The sequence below is a fragment of the Mesorhizobium sp. M6A.T.Cr.TU.017.01.1.1 genome, assembly GCF_004023115.1.
GTDB classification, from domain to species: Bacteria; Pseudomonadota; Alphaproteobacteria; order Rhizobiales; family Rhizobiaceae; genus Mesorhizobium; species Mesorhizobium mediterraneum.
The window spans coordinates 22,634-37,810 of sequence record NZ_RZTA01000057.1; the positions used below are offsets into that span (position 1 = coordinate 22,634).

Below are 15,177 nucleotides of genomic sequence, written 5' to 3' on the forward strand. Positions count from 1 at the left end.
AGACTCCTGAACTCAGTGATGGCCGCCTTCGAGATAGGCGGCACGCACGTCCGGATCGGCGAGCAGCTCCTTGCCGGTGCCGCTCATCGTCACATTGCCGTTGACCATGACATAGCCCCGCGTGGCGAGCTTCAGCGCGCCGAAGGCGTTCTGCTCGACCAGGAACACGGTCAGCCCCTGCGTGCGGTTCAACTCGCGGATGGCGTCGAAGATCTGCTTGACGATCAGCGGCGCCAGGCCCAGCGACGGCTCGTCGAGCAGGAGCAGCTTCGGCCGCGCCATCAGCGCGCGCGCGATCGACAGCATCTGCTGCTCGCCGCCCGACAGCGTGCCGCCGCGCTGGGCAATGCGTTCCTTCAGGCGCGGAAACAGCGTGAACACCTTCTCGGCGTCCTCGTCGTAATGCTGGAGGTTGTCGAGGCTGGCGCCCATCTGCAGGTTTTCCATCACCGTCATGCGCGGGAAGATGCGCCGGCCCTCCGGCGACTGGGCGATGCGCATGCGCGCGATCTCATGGGTCGGCAGCTGGGTGATGTCGGTGCCGGCGAAGGTGATGGTACCCGCCCGCGCCCGTGGAGCACCAAAAATGGTCATCATCAGCGTCGACTTGCCGGCGCCGTTGGCGCCGATCAGCGCCACGATCTCGCCCTGCTTGACGGTGACATCGACGCCGTTCAGCGCCCGGATGTTGCCGTAGTAGGTCTGGACACCCCTAATATCGAGCAGCGTTGTGCCGGCCATCACTTGCGCCCTCCGCGCTTGCCCGCCGCAGGCGTTGCAGAGACATGGCTTGTCTCCACCTTCCCCGCATCAACGCGACGCGAAAATTCCGTCTCCTTGCCAGCGGCAAGAAGCTTGGCCTGGCCAACCCAGTCCTCGCGTGCAATGCGCCCGTCGAAGGCCAGATAGGCTTCGACGGCGACGACGTCGGCCTTCTTCCATGCCGCGATCTGGTCGAAATGGAAGATGCCGTGCTGGTTGAGCTTCTTCTCGTTGACCGTGCCGATGCCCTTGATGCGGGTCAGATTGTCGGCCTTGCCGCCGCGCGGTGCTGTGAGGCGGTTCGAAACGCCCGCGGCCTTTTTGGCCGGTGCCTTGGTGGCTGGCTTTGCAGCGGCAGAAGATTTCGCGCGCGGCTCGGCTGCGGCAGGCTTCGAGCTTGGCTTACTTGCTGCGGCACTCGACCTTGCATCGAGCTGCCCGGCTTTCGAGGCGCCCTTGGACACCGTGACGCGTTCGCCTTCGCTATGGCCGACCGTGTCGGTTACCGGCCCGGCGAGATACGAAGATGATGTGCCCGGCCCGTGCGCCGAATCCGGGCCCGTATCCAGTTGCTCGATGACGTCTTCGTCGCCGACCTCCGTCAGCACAGTCTCAACTTCCTCGTCTTCGACCCCGAGATAAGCGGCGATGACACGCGGGTCGGTGCGTACCGCTTGCGGACTGCCGTCCGAGATCTTGCGGCCGTATTCGAGCACCACGACATGGTCGGAAATCTGCATGACCACCGCCATGTCGTGCTCGATCAGCAAGATTGAGGTGCCGGTGTTGTCTTTGATGTCCATCAGGAGCTCATTGAGCGCCATCGATTCCTTCGGATTGAGGCCGGCGGCCGGTTCGTCGAGGCAGAGCAGCTCCGGACCCGTGCACATGGCCCGCGCGATCTCCAGGCGCCGTTGCGCGCCGTAGGGCAGGTCGCCGGCCGGATCGTCGGCTCGGTCGACGAGATCGGCCTTTTCCAGCCAGTGTCTCGCCAGGTCGATCGACTCGGCCGACGCTGTCCGGTAGCCGGCGAAGCCGAACAGGCCGAGGATGGTGTAGCCGGATGCCTTCATCAGCTTGTTGTGCTGCGCCACCAGCAGGTTCTCCAGCAGCGTCATGCCCGAGAACAGACGAATGTTCTGAAAAGTGCGCGCCACCTTGGCGCGCGCCGGGATCTCATGATTCGGCAGGCGTTCAAGCAGATAGCTCGAGCCGTCGCGCCGATTGAGCGTGAGCATGCCTTCCGACGGCTTGTAGAAACCGGTGATGCAGTTGAACACGGTGGTCTTGCCGGCGCCGTTCGGCCCGATCAGCGCGGTGATCTCGCCGCGCTTGGCCTGGAAGGTCAGGTCGCCGATGGCAACGAGACCGCCGAACTTCATCGACAGATGCTCGACCTGCAGGATGGCATCGTTCATGGATAGGCTCGCATCACTCATCAGCCGTGGCCTTCCTTGGTGAAGGAGCCGGATACGGCCCTGCTCTCCTTGAGGAAGGCTGTCGGTTCACGGCTGCCGACGAAGCCGCGCGGCTTCCAGACCATGACGATGACCATGGCTATACCGAACAAAAGCATGCGGTAGAGTTCCGGGGTGAAATCTGGACCGAAGACCTGCTTCAGGAAATCGAGTTCGCGCAGCGCCTCGGTGCCGCCGATCATCACCATGGCGGCGACGGCGATGCCGACCAGCGAGCCCATGCCGCCGAGCACGACGATGGCGAGGATGATCGCCGATTCCAGGAAGATGAAGGATTCAGGGCTGACGAAACCTTGCCGCGCAGCGAAGAACGAGCCAGCGAAGCCGCCGAACATGGCGCCGGTGGCAAAGGCGGTGAGCTTGGTGGTGGTGGTGTTGATGCCGAGCGAGCGGCAGGCGATCTCGTCCTCGCGCAGCGCTTCCCAGGCGCGGCCGACGGGCATGCGCCTGAGCCTTATAGTGACGAAGGCGGTGAGCAGGCAGAGCCCGAGGATCAGGTAGTAGAGGAAGATCTTGTAGTAGGCGCCCGACTGGGCGATGTCGAGCACCTTGGCGATATAGTTTTCGTCCGCGACGTTGAACGACATCAGCCCGAAGAAAGAGACCTTCGGGATACCGGAAATACCGGCCGAGCCGTTGGTGACCTCGCGCCAGTTGATCAGCACGAGACGAATGATCTCGCCGAAGGCCAGCGTCACAATCGCCAGATAGTCGCCGCGCAGGCGCAGCACCGGAAAGCCCAAAAGCACGCCCCAGAAGGCGGCCATGGCCCCGGCGGCCGGCAGCAGGATCCAGAACGACAGACCAAAATGCGTGCCGAGCAGCGCATAGGCATAGGCGCCGACGGCGTAGAACGCGACATAGCCGAGGTCGAGCAAGCCGGCGAGGCCAACGACGATATTCAGCCCCCACGCCAGCATCACATAGATCAGGATCTGGATGCCGAAATTGTCGACCCATTTGAGCGAGCCCTGAAAGCCGCCCACCATCGATCCACTGTACACCGCAAGCACCAGCACGACGACGACAGGATAAATCGCCAGTGCGGCGATGCCCAATGCCGAGAAGTGGGCATGGATGAAGCTGCGGAAATAGAACAGCACCGAGGCGAGGGCATAGATGATCGCCAGCGCTCGCGCGAACCGTGCGTAACCGGCAAGGCCCGGCCCCAGCAAATCATCGAGGGAGCCGGCCAGAAGAGCAAGCACGGCAACAATCACGATGGCCGCGATGAAATACGGCAACCGGAAGAACCGCGTCGCCGCGCTCTCCGGCAACAGGCCGGTGGCGATGTCGACGACCTTCTGGCTGGCCAGGAAGGGTTGGCCATAGGCGACATAGACAAAGCGCCCGACCATGGTCAGCACAACCACGGTAAAGAGAAGCCACCAGCGCTGTACGAGGATCAGTTCGTTCGAGATGTTCTGATCGGTCCTCAGGCCGATGAACAGCACGAACAGGCCGAGCGCGATGGCGCCGGCATAAAGCGCCTCGCGCGTGGCGCGTTGCATAGGGGTGGCGACGATGTCGCGCTCCGGAGATACGGTATCGGCCATGATCTCAGACCTTTTCGACTTCTGGCCGGCCCAGAATGCCGGAAGGCAGGAAGATCAGCACGATCGCCAAGATGGAGAAGGCGGCGACGTCCTTGTAGTCGATCGAGAAATAGGCCGACCACATGCTCTCGATGAAGCCGATCATCAGCCCACCGAGCACGGCGCCGGGCAGCGAGCCGATGCCGCCGAGCACGGCCGCAGTGAACGCCTTCACGCCGGGCGTGAAGCCGTCGGAGAAGGCGATGACGCCGTAATACATCAGGAACAGCGTGCCGGCGACGGCGGCAAGGGCCGCGCCCATGACGAAGGTGATCGAGATGGTGCGGTCGACGTCGATACCGAGCAGCGCCGCCATCTTGCGGTCCTGCTCGCACGCTCTTTGCGCTCGACCAAGCGAGGTCTTGTTGACCAGGTACCAGAACAGCGCCAGCAGCAGCGCGGTGACGACGACGATGATGATCTGCTTCAGCGATACGCTGATGCCCTCGATATTGTAGACCTTGGACACCATCGGCGGGATCGGCTTGTTGCGCGGGCCTTGCGTCACCTGGACGAAGTTCGACAGCGCGATCGACATGCCGATCGCTGTGATCAGCGGCGCCAGCCGGAACGAGCCGCGCAAGGGCCGGTAGGCCACCTTCTCGATCGTCCAGTTATACAGGCTGGTCAGCAGCATCGCCACGATCATCATGACCAGGAGCGCGATCACCACCGGCACCGAATAGAACAACGCACCGAGGATGAGGAAAACGATGAGGGCGGTGAAGGCGCCGATCATGAAGATGTCGCCATGGGCGAAATTGATCATGCCGATGATGCCGTAGACCATCGTATAGCCGATCGCTATCAGTCCATAGATCGATCCCAGCGTCAGCCCGTTGATAAGCTGCTGGACAAAATACTGCATGCTGTCGTGGCTCCCCTGGAATGTCGCCCATGCAGACGCATTCCTTTTCGTATTTCCCCTAGTCGTAAAGTTTCGAGCCCGGATTGCAACGTCATTTTTTAATCGTCATGCGTGATTTTGAAGCACGCCACTCGGATTGCCCGTTCTTTCCCTTCCGGCCTCTGGACTATCGCGGACCCTATCATTGGCATAACGCAATGTCTTTGACGATTCGGCGTCAAAATGCACGTCGTTTCGAAGGAATCGCCGTCAAAATAAGTTGATGAGCGGGATCGTTGCGCCGCCGACGCAGTCGATCTTTGCGTTCCATTCGTTTCCCTTGGGTTAGGATCCTCTCTATTTGACGACGAATCCGTGCGCGAACGGATCGCGGTCGTCGATGAAGATCGTGTTCAATCCGGTCATGCGCGCCCAGCCGCCGATCGAGGGAATGATCGCCGGCTTGCCTGCCACCGTGACTTCCTTCTCGACCCTGCCCTTGAACAGCGAGCCGATGATCGATTCATGGACGAAATCGTCGCCGGCCCTAAGCTTGCCCTTGGCGTGAAGCTGCGCCATCCGCGCCGAGGTGCCGGTGCCGCAAGGCGAGCGGTCGATCGCCTTGTCGCCGTAGAAGACGGCGTTGCGCGCATCCGCCTGGCTGTCGGTCGGGGCACCCGTCCACAGCATATGCGACAGCCGGTCGATGCCGGGATTCTCGGGATGCACGAAGGAGTACTTCTCGTTGAGCCGCTGTCGCACCACCGGGCTCCAGGCGATGAGGTCGCCGGCGGAATGGTCGGCCATGTCGCGATAGTTCTCCTGCGGCTCGACAATAGCGTAGAAATTGCCGCCATAGGCGACATCGACACTGATCTCGCCGAGCTGCGGACATTCGACCGTCAGGCCCTCCGCATAGAGGAAGGACGGCACGTTGGTGATGCGGACCTCCTCGACATAGTCGCCGACCTGTTTGTATTCGGCGGTGACCAGGCCGGCCGGCGTGTCCAGCCTGAGCAAACCCGGCGTCTTCGGCTTGATCAGCCCGTGCTCGATGGCCATCGTCACCGTGCCGATGGTGCCGTGACCGCACATTGGCAGGCAGCCCGAGGTTTCGATGAACAGTATGGCGATGTCGCAATCGGGCCTCGTCGGCGGATAGAGGAGCGAGCCGGACATCACGTCATGGCCGCGCGGCTCGAACATCAGCCCGGTACGGATCCAGTCATATTCGGCCAGGAAATGCGCGCGCCGCTCCATCATCGTCGCGCCCTGGAGCAGCGGTCCGCCGCCGGCGACAAGCCGCACGGGATTGCCGCAGGTGTGACCGTCGATGCAGAAGAAGGAGTGGCGCGCCATTTCTAGATCCCGTCAGAAGCGGTTCGGAGAAAACGGAGAAAGATCAAACACCGGATTTTGGCCGAGAATGAGATCGCGGATCAAGCGTCCGGTGGCAGCCGCCTGGGTCAGGCCGAGATGGCCGTGGCCGAAGGCATAGACAATCGTGCCGGCCTGCCTGGCGGCACCGATCACCGGTAGCGAATCCGGCAGCGACGGCCGGAACCCCATCCATTCGCGGCCACCGGCCGGATCAAGCCCCGGCAGGAAGCTTTTGGCCTTTTCGAGCAGCGCTTTCGAGCGGGCGTAGTTTGGCGGCCGCTCGATGCCACCGAGCTCGACGGCGCCGCCGACGCGCACACCGGTTTCAAGCGGGGTGACGACGAAGCCATGGCCGGAGAAGATCAGTTGCCGCTTCACGTCGAAGGCGGTCTTCGGCAGGGTCGTGTTGTAGCCGCGCTCGGTTTCGAGCGGGATGCGGTCGCCGAGATGTTTCGCCAGCAGATGCGACCACGCGCCAGCGGCGATGACGAGGCATTTTGCCTGCCGCGCCGTGCCGTCGGCCAGCGTCAATGTCGCGCCATCCTGCCCCGCTCCGACACGGTCGATCCGAGCCTTTTCGAAACGCGCGCCGTTCTTCTCGGCATAGGCCCAGATCGCCTTGCCCAATGATTTCGGGTCCGTAACGGTCTTCCATCCCGGCACGAAAGTGCCCTTGACGAAGCGCGGCGACAGGCCCGGCTGCAAGGCGGCGAGCGCATCGCCCTCGACATGGCTGAAGCCGATGCCGAAGCGCTGCCTCGCCGCCCAGCCGGGCAGCGACGCCTTGAACTCGGCCTCGTTCTCGTAAAGTTCGAGCGAGCCGTCCTCGCGCAGCATGTTTTCGGTGCCCGAGCGCGCCATCAGCCCGGCCCATTCGGCCTTGGCGAGCCGCATCATGCCTGCCTGCGCCGCGAGGCTGGCCTCGTAGCGGTCGGTTCGCCCGGCGCGCCAGAAGCGGACAAGCCAGGGCAGCAGCTTCGGCAGGTAGGCGGGCGGGATGCTGAGCGGGCCGAGCGGGTCGGCAAGCCATTTCGGCAGATGCCTGATCATGCCCTTGTGGGCCAGCGGCAGCACATCGGAAAAGGCCAGAGCGGCGGCATTGCCGGAACTCGTCTCCTCGCAGATCCCCGTCCGATCGAAGATCGTGACGTTTCGCCCTGCCTCGGCCAGATAGGCGGCGACACAGACGCCGATGATGCCGCCGCCGATAATGGCGATGTCTTCCCCTTTTCCCCGTTCACGGGGAGAAGGTGCTCGAAGGGCGGATGAGGGGCGGCTCCCCGCTTTTGCCGACTTGGAAATTCCTTGCACGTGGGCGCTGCCCCTCATCTGGCTGCCGCCATCTTCTCCCCGTAAAACGGGGAGAAGAGAGCCTGCCTCAAAACGCCGGCAGCTCCGGCCTTGCCTCCAGCGCATCCCTGACGATCTTTTCGACCGTCCTGCGGCGCTCGCCCGACAATGGCTGGCGCGGCATGCGCACGCGGTCGTTGGTGTTGATCGCCAAGACTTCGGCGAGCTTGATGTTCTGCACCAGATAGGTCGAGACGTCGAGGTCGAGCAGCGGCCGGAACCAGCGGTAGATTTTCAGTGCCTCCTCGCGGCGACCCTGCTTCATCAACTGGTAGATGGCGACCGTCTCGCGCGGAAACGCGGTGACCAGCCCCGCCACCCAGCCGATGGCGCCGACCGACAGCGCCTCGAACGCCAGATTGTCGACGCCGGTGAACAGGTCGTAGCGGTCGCCGAAGCGGTTGATGATCTCGGTCGAGCGGCGGATGTCGTCCGAGGATTCCTTGATGGCGACAAAGCGCTTGTCCTTCGCCAGCTCCTCCATCTGGTCGACGGTAACGTCGACACGATAGGCAAGCCGGTTGGAATAGATCATCACCGGCAGGTCGCCGGCCTCGGCGACAGCGCGCAGTGCGGCGACCGTCTCCTCCTCATTGGTGTGATAGATCGGGCTCGGCACCACCATCAGCCCGTTGGCGCCCTCTTTCGCGGCGCGGCGCGCGATCGCCGCCGCCTCGCGCGTGCCGGCTTCGTTGACCGTCAGCAGAACCGGCTTGTTGCCGGCGATCTTCTGCGCGGTCTTCAGCACGTCGATCTTCTCGTCATGTGACAGCATCGGCCCTTCGCCGAGCGAGCCGCAGACGATGATGCCGTCGCAGCCAGCCTCCATCTGCAGCGCAAAGCAGCGCTCCATCTCGCCATGGTCGAGACGATCGTCCTCAGTGAATTTGGTCGTGACGGCGGGGAAAACTCCGGTCCACATGGTGGTCGCTCCATCTGATATATCAGTCGTATATTTATTAAGAAACGGACTGTCAACACGGATTTCGCTATGATATATCGAAAATATATCAGGAGCTCACCTTTGATATTCAATAACACAAGCCCGGCATTCGAGCCTGTGGCGGCGAAAGCCTACCGTGTGCTCGAGCATATGATCGTGACGCTCGAACTGGCGCCTGCAAGCTTCATCACCGAGGGCGCCCTGATCGACAGGCTCGGGCTTGGCCGCACGCCCGTGCGCGAGGCGATCCAGCGACTGGCTTGGGAAGGACTGCTGGATGTCCGGCCCCGTGCCGGCATCGCCATTGCCCCGCTCCATCCCGGCGACTGGTTGCGCGTCCTCGATGCGCGGCGTGGCATCGAGGTGGTTCTCGCCCGCTCGGCCGCCCGCTTCGTCACCCGTGAAGCCGCCGACCTGTTTCACGATGCGGCACTGGCCATGCAGAAAGCGGTGATATCAGGCAATGTGCTGGCCTTCATTCAGGCCGACAAGGCGCTCGACGAGGCGCTGGCGCTGGCTGCCGACAACCCCTTCGCCGCACGGCTGGCCGCCCCCTTGCAGACCCACAGCCGCCGCTTCTGGTTCCGCTACAAGGCCGAAACCGGGCTGGCGGAATCGGCCGAGCACCACGTCGCGCTGATCCGCTCGATTCTCGCCGGCGACGAAGATGCTGCCGCTAAAGATGCCAAGCGCCTGATGGCGCTGCTACGCGGCCATGCCGAGACGGCCGCTACGCGCTGAGACCGCTCATCCGATCAATGTGTCCTGACCGTCATGCGTCCTGGTCGGCCGGGATCACCACGTTTTCCCAATGTTCGCCGGCCGCGACGATGCAGCTTCTGCCGGCGACATCGGTGACGATGATCGTCCAGCTTCCGGTCTCGGCGACAAAAACTTCCATGATCGCCACTTGACCGATCAGCCCGAAAGCAAACTGTCTTTCCTGGAAATTCTCAGTCAGGTGGGCTACGAGATCGCCATGTTCAACGCAGTACTGATATTGGGCGCTTGCGGCGTTCGTACCCGCCGCCAATGCGCCAGCAAGAACCAGGGTTTTCACCCAACCCAATAGCGATTTGCGTGCCATAGGGCACCTCCTTTGCCATCACGTCCGGCAAAGGGAGACGCCTCATTTTGCCGAAACGATCCAGGCCGGTTCCGACGTCATCACCATCGCGTCGTTCCTTTCCGTGTTCCGGTCTGTCATCAGCGGGGACGATTTTTGATGTTCCCACTATGTTCCATATATGGTGTCGGCAACGAAAAAGCGCAAGCAGGCGCCCGCAGCGGGCGCCTGTGGATCCGTTTCAAGGTGATCGCAGAGAACCGCGGCCTGCGCGGCTATGCCGAAACCGCGGCCGCAGCAAAAAAAGGGCCACGCTCAGGTGCCTGGCAGCGCCGCTGTCGTCACCGCGCTCTCCCAGCCTTCACCCACCGAAACCACGCAGCTTTGACCGCGTGTGTCGCTGGCGAGGATGGTCCAGGTGCCTTGGTCGGAAACGAAGACTTCAACGATCACATTCCGATTGACGACGCCGAGCGCGGTCGGATTTTCACGGAACTTCTCGCCGAGCGCCTTGATCATGTCGGCTCGTGCCGCGCATTGTTCGGCCGCCATTGCCGGGGCGGCGGAAAACGCCGCCGCGGCGGCGCAAAGTATCGTCACCATAAGACGTGTCATCTGACACCTCCCTTGCGCCGACCGATGCCCCCGCAACTGTCGCCAGCGCCGTTGGTTGATCTGCCGCGCCTCCTTCGCGGCAGGATTGCAAGTTAAGACTTCTGCTGCCCGCCCGGTTCCATCACATTAGCGTTCAGGAATATATGGACCGCGACCGGTCAGCAAAAAGGCCCGGTCTCTAGCCGGGCCTCTTCGTCTTCAATCTGAATCCGGAACCGTCCGGCTAGTTCATCGTCGGGATGACGAACTCTGCCCCGTCTTTCACACCTGACGGCCAGCGCGAGGTCACCGTCTTGGTCTTGGTATAGAAACGGAACGCGTCCGGTCCGTGCTGGTTGAGGTCGCCGAAGGAGGACGCTTTCCAGCCGCCGAAGGTGTAGTAGGCGATCGGCACCGGGATCGGCACATTGACACCGACCATGCCGACCTGGACCCTCGAGGCGAAGTCGCGCGCCGCATCGCCGTCGCGGGTGAAGATGGCGACGCCGTTGCCCATTTCGTGGTCGTTGGCGAGTTTGATCGCGTTCTCATAGGTCGGCGCGCGCACCACCGAGAGCACCGGCCCAAAGATCTCTTCCTTGTAGATGCGCATGTCTGATGTCACGTTGTCGAACAGGCAGCCGCCCATATAGTAGCCGTTCTCGTAGCCCTGCATGGAAAAGCCGCGGCCGTCGACGACCAGCTTGGCGCCTTCCTTGACACCGGTGTCGACATAACCTTTGACCCGCTCCAGCGCCTGCGCCGTCACCAGCGGGCCGAAATCGGCGGATGAATCCGTCGAGGGACCGACCTTCAGGCTTTCCACCCGCGGCACTAGCTTTTCCATCAGCCGGTTGGCGGTATCGTTGCCGACCGGGACAGCGACGGAAATCGCCATGCAGCGCTCGCCGGCCGAGCCGTAGCCGGCGCCGATCAGTGCGTCGACGGTCTGGTCCATGTCGGCGTCGGGCATGATGATCATGTGGTTCTTGGCGCCGCCGAAGCACTGCACGCGCTTGCCCGAGGCGGTGCCGCGCGAATAGATGTAGTGGGCGATCGGCGTCGAGCCGACAAAGCCGATGGCCTTGATATCGGGGTCGTCGAGGATGGCATCGACCGCCTCCTTGTCGCCGTTGACGACGTTGAGGATGCCCGCCGGCAGGCCGGCCTCGATGAACAGCTCCGCGATGCGCAACGGCACGCCCGGGTCGCGCTCCGAAGGCTTCAGGATGAAGGCGTTGCCGCAGGCGATGGCCGGCGCGATCTTCCACAACGGGATCATCGCCGGAAAATTGAACGGCGTGATGCCGGCGACGACGCCGAGCGGCTGGCGCATCGAATAGACGTCGATGCCGGGGCCGGCGCCATCGGTGAACTCGCCCTTCATCATATGCGGCGCGCCGATGCAGACCTCGACCACTTCCAGCCCGCGCTGGATGTCGCCCTTGGCGTCGGCGATGGTCTTGCCGTGCTCGCGCGCCAGAATGTCGGCCAGCGAATCATACTCTTTGGCGACCAGTTCGAGGAACTTCATCAAGACGCGCACGCGCCGCTGCGGGTTGGTCGCTGCCCAGCCGGGCTGCGCGGCCCTGGCGTTTTCCACCGCCGCGCGCAGTTCCGCCTGCGAAGCCAGCGCCACCGTGCCGCGCACCGTGCCGTCCATCGGCTGCATGACATCCTGCTTGCGGCCGCTGGTCCCAGCGACACGCTTGCCGCCGATGAAATGACCGTATTCGATCATGATCTCTCTCCCTGTATTTGTGATGCGGCATTGTCCGCCTTTGCGCGACCGATGGCAACGCGAGCGAAAACGCAACCGTTGTGCGTAAAATAGATAGCAATTGACGGCAGAACATCAATTCTCGCAAATAGTAAGGATGCAGGTCCCTAGCAGCAAGGATTGAGAGATGAGTTCCTTCGCGCCCCCCTCTGTCCTACTGGACATCTCCCCCACGAGGGGGGAGATTGGCTGTCATCCCCGCTTTCGCCAACCCGCAACGCTGCAAGAAAGTCGCCGCCGGAGCGGCCGGCCGATCTCCCCCCAAGTGGGGGAGATGTCCGGCAGGACAGAGGGGCGCGCCCTAGAGCGCTGCCGTAATCGGCGTCATACGGACCATTCCCATGAACTGGGATGACGTCCGCATCTTCCTCGCCGTGGCGCGGGCCGGCCAAATCCTCGGCGCGGCTAAGCGGTTGGAGCTCAATCACGCCACTGTCTCGCGCCGCATCGCCGCACTTGAGGATGCGCTGCGCACAAAACTCTTTCGCCGGCTTACCACCGGTAGCGAGCTGACGCCGTCGGGCGAGCGCTTCCTCGACATCGCTGAGCGCATGGAAGGCGATATGATCGCCGCGCGCTCGACCGTGGCGGGCGAAGGCGACGATGTCTCCGGCACCGTGCGCATCGGCGCGCCTGATGGCTTCGGCGTCGCCTTCCTGGCCAAACGCCTCGGCGCACTGACGGCGCTTCACCGCGAACTTACCATCCAGCTGGTGCCGGTGCCGCGTTCCTTCTCGCTGTCCAGGCGCGAGGCCGACATCGCCATCACCGTCGAGCGGCCGACCGAAGGCAGGCTGGTGGCGGGCAAGCTGGTCGACTACACGCTCGGCCTGTTCGCGTCCCAGGCCTATGCCGAAGCGCATGGCCTGCCCCAAACGCCCGCCGAGCTCGGGCGGCACACGCTGATCGGCTATGTGCCGGACCTCATCGTCAGCCCCTCGCTCGACTATGCGGCCGAGTTCAGCGCCGACTGGCGCACCAGCTTCGCCATCTCCTCGGCGCTCGGCCAGGCCGAAGCGGTGCGCTCCGGCGCCGGCATCGGCATCCTGCACACCTTCGTCGCCCGCTCGATGCCGGAACTGGTGGCTGTCGACATCGTCGCGCCCATCCGCCGTGCCTACTGGCTGGTCTATCACGAATCGGTCAGGCCGCTGCGCCGCGTCCAGATCGTCGCGAGCTTCATCACCAAGGCAGTGGAACGGGAGCGGGGATTGTTCGTCTGACGAGATTCACCCGACCCATTGAAATTGTGATGTCCCCAAAACACTGCGCAGTTTTGGGGCGAAGTCACCGCCCTCAAAGGCCGGGCTCGATGAAGGAAGCCTTCTGGTCCTACCGCTGGTATCGCTCCGGTCCGAGATCGCGGACATTGATGTCCGGTACCCGGTTGGAGATGATGTCGGCCAGCACCTTGGCCGAGCCGCAGGCCATGGTCCAGCCGAGCGTGCCGTGGCCGGTGTTGAGATAGAGGTTGGAAAATTCGGTGCGGCCGATCAGCGGCGGCCCGTCCGGCGTCATCGGCCGCAACCCGCACCAGAAACTCGCCGACCGCATGTCGCCGCTGCCTGGAAAAAGGTCGCCGACCGAATGTTCTAGCGTGCGCCGCCGCGTTTCATGCAGCCTCAGGTCGAAGCCGGAAATCTCCGCTGTGCCGCCGACCCGGATGCGATCGCCGAGCCTGGTGATCGCCACCTTGTAGGTCTCGTCCATCACTGTCGACACCGGTGCTGCGACAGCATCCTTGATCGGCAGGGTGATCGAATAGCCCTTGACCGGATAGACCGGTATGGACCGTCTCAGCATGCGCATGAACTTGGCCGAATAGCTGCCCATCGCCATCACATAGGCGTCGGCAGTCTTCCAGCCCTTGCTGGTATTGATGTTGGCGATACTGTTGCGCTTGCGGATGATGCGCCTGATCGACATGTCGTATTCGAAGGTGACGCCGCGCGCCACGCAGAGCTCGGCCAGACGGTCGGTGAACATCTTGCAGTCACCGGTTTCGTCGCCCGGCAGCCGCAGGCCGCCGACGAATTTTTCACGCACCCCTGCCAGCCCCGGCTCGGCCGCTATGCAGCCGTCGGGATCGAGAATCTCGTAAGGAACGCCATATGTCTTGAGCACCTCGACATCGCCTGACGTGCCGTCGAGCTGCTGTTGCGTGCGAAAAAGCTGCAGCGTTCCCTTGGCGCGTTCATCATAGGCGATGCCGGTCGCCTCGCGCAGCGCCTTCAGCGTGTCGCGGCTGTATTCGGCCAGCGGCACCATGCGCGCCTTGTTCACCGCATAGCGCTCGGCCGTGCAGTTGCGCAACATCCTGACCAGCCATAGCCACATATGCGGATCAAGAGTCGGCCGCACCACCAGCGGACCATGCTTCATCAACAGCCATTTGATCGCCTTCAACGGGACGCCGGGACCGGCCCAGGGCGAGGCGTAGCCGGGCGAGATCTCGCCGGCATTGGCAAAGCTGGTTTCCAGCGCCGGGCCCTTCTGGCGGTCGATCACCGTCACTTCATGGCCGGCCTCGGCGAGATAATAAGCGGTGGTGACTCCGATAACGCCGCCGCCCAGCACGAAGATCTTCATCGCATAGCTCTCCAGAACGACGTCTCGTCAGGGGTTTGGGGCGCGGCATCGTGGCTTCTGTCTGCCGGATTTTACGGCGTCCGCCAAGTGCCCAAGCATGTCGCCCAAAAGTATGCAGCGGTTTTGGGACAACGGCATGCATAAAAAAGCCCGCGCGCTATCCATTCACATAGCGCCGGTCACATAGCGCCGGTGAAAGCGGTGTCCGAGGCTGGTCAGGATTTCATAGCCGATGGTGCCGGCATGGCCGGCCGCCTGATCCACCGTCTGCGACGGCCCGATCAGCTCGACGAGATCGCCCGCCTTTAGCCTGTCGGGCGGCAGGGCCGAAATGTTGAGAACGATCGAATCCATCGATACGCGTCCGAGGAAGGGCAGCGGCACATTTTCGAACCAGGCGGCTGAGGCCGCGCGACGATGCCAGCCATCGGCATAGCCAAGCGAGATCGTTGCTGCGGCCAGCGGTTCGGTCACGTGAAAAATATGGCCATAGCCGACGCCGGCTCCCCTATCGAGGCTGCGCGTCTGAATGACCTTTGCCTGAAGCCGCACCACCGGCAGCATCGGATTTTCCTCCGCTGGCATCGGATTGATGCCGTAGAGCGCCGCACCGGGCCGGGCGAGGTCGTAATGAAAGGGCTGCCCAAGAAAGATGCCGGAGGAATTGGCGAGCGAGGCCGGCGCCTTTGGCAGCATCCTGCGCAGCCGCTCGAATTCCAGCCGCTGCTGCTCGTTGGCCGGATGCTTGGGCTCGTCGGCGCGAGCAAGATGGCTCATCACAAAGGTGACGTCG

14 protein-coding genes are annotated in these 15,177 nt (G+C 63.2%); 2 read left to right on the forward strand and 12 right to left on the reverse strand.

The window, feature by feature from the left end:
* Positions 1-12 precede the first annotated feature (12 nt).
* The 7 genes from EOB36_RS18885 to EOB36_RS18915 form a co-directional block, all read right to left on the reverse strand.
* Positions 13-741 carry an ABC transporter ATP-binding protein gene (locus EOB36_RS18885; protein WP_126107320.1) on the reverse strand — a complete coding sequence of 243 codons (729 nt, stop codon included), beginning with the start codon at positions 739-741 and terminating at the stop codon, positions 13-15.
* Positions 741-2,201, reverse strand: coding sequence for an ATP-binding cassette domain-containing protein (locus tag EOB36_RS18890; protein WP_128285434.1), 1,461 nt, complete (start codon positions 2,199-2,201; stop codon positions 741-743). Before EOB36_RS18890 ends, EOB36_RS18885 begins: the two co-directional genes overlap by 1 nt.
* Positions 2,201-3,796 (reverse strand): high-affinity branched-chain amino acid ABC transporter permease LivM, encoded by a 1,596-nt coding sequence (gene livM / locus EOB36_RS18895; protein ID WP_127205693.1) that lies wholly within the window; start codon positions 3,794-3,796, stop codon positions 2,201-2,203. The genes EOB36_RS18890 and livM overlap by 1 nt, the downstream gene beginning before the upstream one ends.
* Before the next feature lie 4 nt (positions 3,797-3,800).
* Positions 3,801-4,703 (reverse strand): branched-chain amino acid ABC transporter permease LivH, encoded by a 903-nt coding sequence (locus tag EOB36_RS18900; RefSeq protein WP_095487485.1) that lies wholly within the window; start codon positions 4,701-4,703, stop codon positions 3,801-3,803.
* A 336-nt stretch (positions 4,704-5,039) separates the two neighbouring features.
* Positions 5,040-6,041: a 4-hydroxyproline epimerase gene (locus EOB36_RS18905; protein WP_128285435.1), complete on the reverse strand. Its 1,002-nt coding sequence runs from the start codon at positions 6,039-6,041 to the stop codon at positions 5,040-5,042.
* A gap of 12 nt (positions 6,042-6,053) precedes the next feature.
* On the reverse strand, positions 6,054-7,391 hold the full coding sequence (locus EOB36_RS18910) for an FAD-binding oxidoreductase (RefSeq protein ID WP_128285436.1): 1,338 nt from the start codon (positions 7,389-7,391) through the stop codon (positions 6,054-6,056).
* Positions 7,392-7,440: 49 nt separating this feature from the next.
* Entirely contained in the window at positions 7,441-8,334 is an 894-nt protein-coding gene (locus EOB36_RS18915; RefSeq protein ID WP_128285437.1) for a dihydrodipicolinate synthase family protein, read from the reverse strand.
* Positions 8,335-8,403: 69 nt separating this feature from the next.
* Between EOB36_RS18915 and EOB36_RS18920 the strand changes: the two genes are divergently transcribed.
* On the forward strand, positions 8,404-9,096 hold the full coding sequence (locus EOB36_RS18920; RefSeq protein WP_245467831.1) for a GntR family transcriptional regulator: 693 nt from the start codon (positions 8,404-8,406) through the stop codon (positions 9,094-9,096).
* A 31-nt stretch (positions 9,097-9,127) separates the two neighbouring features.
* Here the strand turns inward: EOB36_RS18920 and EOB36_RS18925 are convergent, their stop codons facing one another.
* From EOB36_RS18925 to EOB36_RS18935, 3 genes are all read right to left on the reverse strand, one after another.
* Positions 9,128-9,442, reverse strand: a complete 315-nt coding sequence (locus EOB36_RS18925; RefSeq protein WP_095487493.1) for a hypothetical protein — start codon at positions 9,440-9,442, stop codon at positions 9,128-9,130.
* A 294-nt stretch (positions 9,443-9,736) separates the two neighbouring features.
* Positions 9,737-10,036, reverse strand: a complete 300-nt coding sequence (locus EOB36_RS18930) for a hypothetical protein (protein ID WP_095487495.1) — start codon at positions 10,034-10,036, stop codon at positions 9,737-9,739.
* Positions 10,037-10,259: 223 nt separating this feature from the next.
* Positions 10,260-11,756, reverse strand: coding sequence for a CoA-acylating methylmalonate-semialdehyde dehydrogenase (locus EOB36_RS18935; protein WP_095487497.1), 1,497 nt, complete (start codon positions 11,754-11,756; stop codon positions 10,260-10,262).
* Positions 11,757-12,136: 380 nt separating this feature from the next.
* On the opposite strand from EOB36_RS18935, the gene EOB36_RS18940 reads away from it, so the two are divergent.
* Positions 12,137-13,018: a LysR family transcriptional regulator gene (locus EOB36_RS18940; protein ID WP_095487499.1), complete on the forward strand. Its 882-nt coding sequence runs from the start codon at positions 12,137-12,139 to the stop codon at positions 13,016-13,018.
* 109 nt (positions 13,019-13,127) lie between these two features.
* Here EOB36_RS18940 and EOB36_RS18945 read toward each other — a convergent pair whose 3' ends face one another.
* Positions 13,128-14,384, reverse strand: a complete 1,257-nt coding sequence (locus tag EOB36_RS18945) for a D-amino acid dehydrogenase (protein ID WP_095487501.1) — start codon at positions 14,382-14,384, stop codon at positions 13,128-13,130.
* Between the two features lie 165 nt (positions 14,385-14,549).
* Positions 14,550-15,177, reverse strand: a 628-nt coding sequence (locus tag EOB36_RS18950) for an alanine racemase C-terminal domain-containing protein (protein ID WP_206637183.1), incomplete at its 5' end; no start/stop codon positions are given.

Excerpts from the sequence above, each read along its gene's own strand:
- EOB36_RS18885 (WP_126107320.1), bottom strand. The coding sequence starts at position 741 with ATGGCCGGCACAACGCTGCTCGATATTAGGGGTGTCCAGACCTACTAC.
- EOB36_RS18890 (WP_128285434.1), bottom strand. The coding sequence starts at position 2,201 with ATGAGTGATGCGAGCCTATCCATGAACGATGCCATCCTGCAGGTCGAG.
- livM (WP_127205693.1), bottom strand. The coding sequence starts at position 3,796 with ATGGCCGATACCGTATCTCCGGAGCGCGACATCGTCGCCACCCCTATG.
- EOB36_RS18900 (WP_095487485.1), bottom strand. The coding sequence starts at position 4,703 with ATGCAGTATTTTGTCCAGCAGCTTATCAACGGGCTGACGCTGGGATCG.
- EOB36_RS18905 (WP_128285435.1), bottom strand. The coding sequence starts at position 6,041 with ATGGCGCGCCACTCCTTCTTCTGCATCGACGGTCACACCTGCGGCAAT.
- EOB36_RS18910 (WP_128285436.1), bottom strand. The coding sequence starts at position 7,391 with ATGAGGGGCAGCGCCCACGTGCAAGGAATTTCCAAGTCGGCAAAAGCG.
- EOB36_RS18915 (WP_128285437.1), bottom strand. The coding sequence starts at position 8,334 with ATGTGGACCGGAGTTTTCCCCGCCGTCACGACCAAATTCACTGAGGAC.
- EOB36_RS18920 (WP_245467831.1), top strand. The coding sequence starts at position 8,404 with ATGATATATCGAAAATATATCAGGAGCTCACCTTTGATATTCAATAAC.
- EOB36_RS18925 (WP_095487493.1), bottom strand. The coding sequence starts at position 9,442 with ATGGCACGCAAATCGCTATTGGGTTGGGTGAAAACCCTGGTTCTTGCT.
- EOB36_RS18930 (WP_095487495.1), bottom strand. The coding sequence starts at position 10,036 with ATGACACGTCTTATGGTGACGATACTTTGCGCCGCCGCGGCGGCGTTT.
- EOB36_RS18935 (WP_095487497.1), bottom strand. The coding sequence starts at position 11,756 with ATGATCGAATACGGTCATTTCATCGGCGGCAAGCGTGTCGCTGGGACC.
- EOB36_RS18940 (WP_095487499.1), top strand. The coding sequence starts at position 12,137 with ATGAACTGGGATGACGTCCGCATCTTCCTCGCCGTGGCGCGGGCCGGC.
- EOB36_RS18945 (WP_095487501.1), bottom strand. The coding sequence starts at position 14,384 with ATGAAGATCTTCGTGCTGGGCGGCGGCGTTATCGGAGTCACCACCGCT.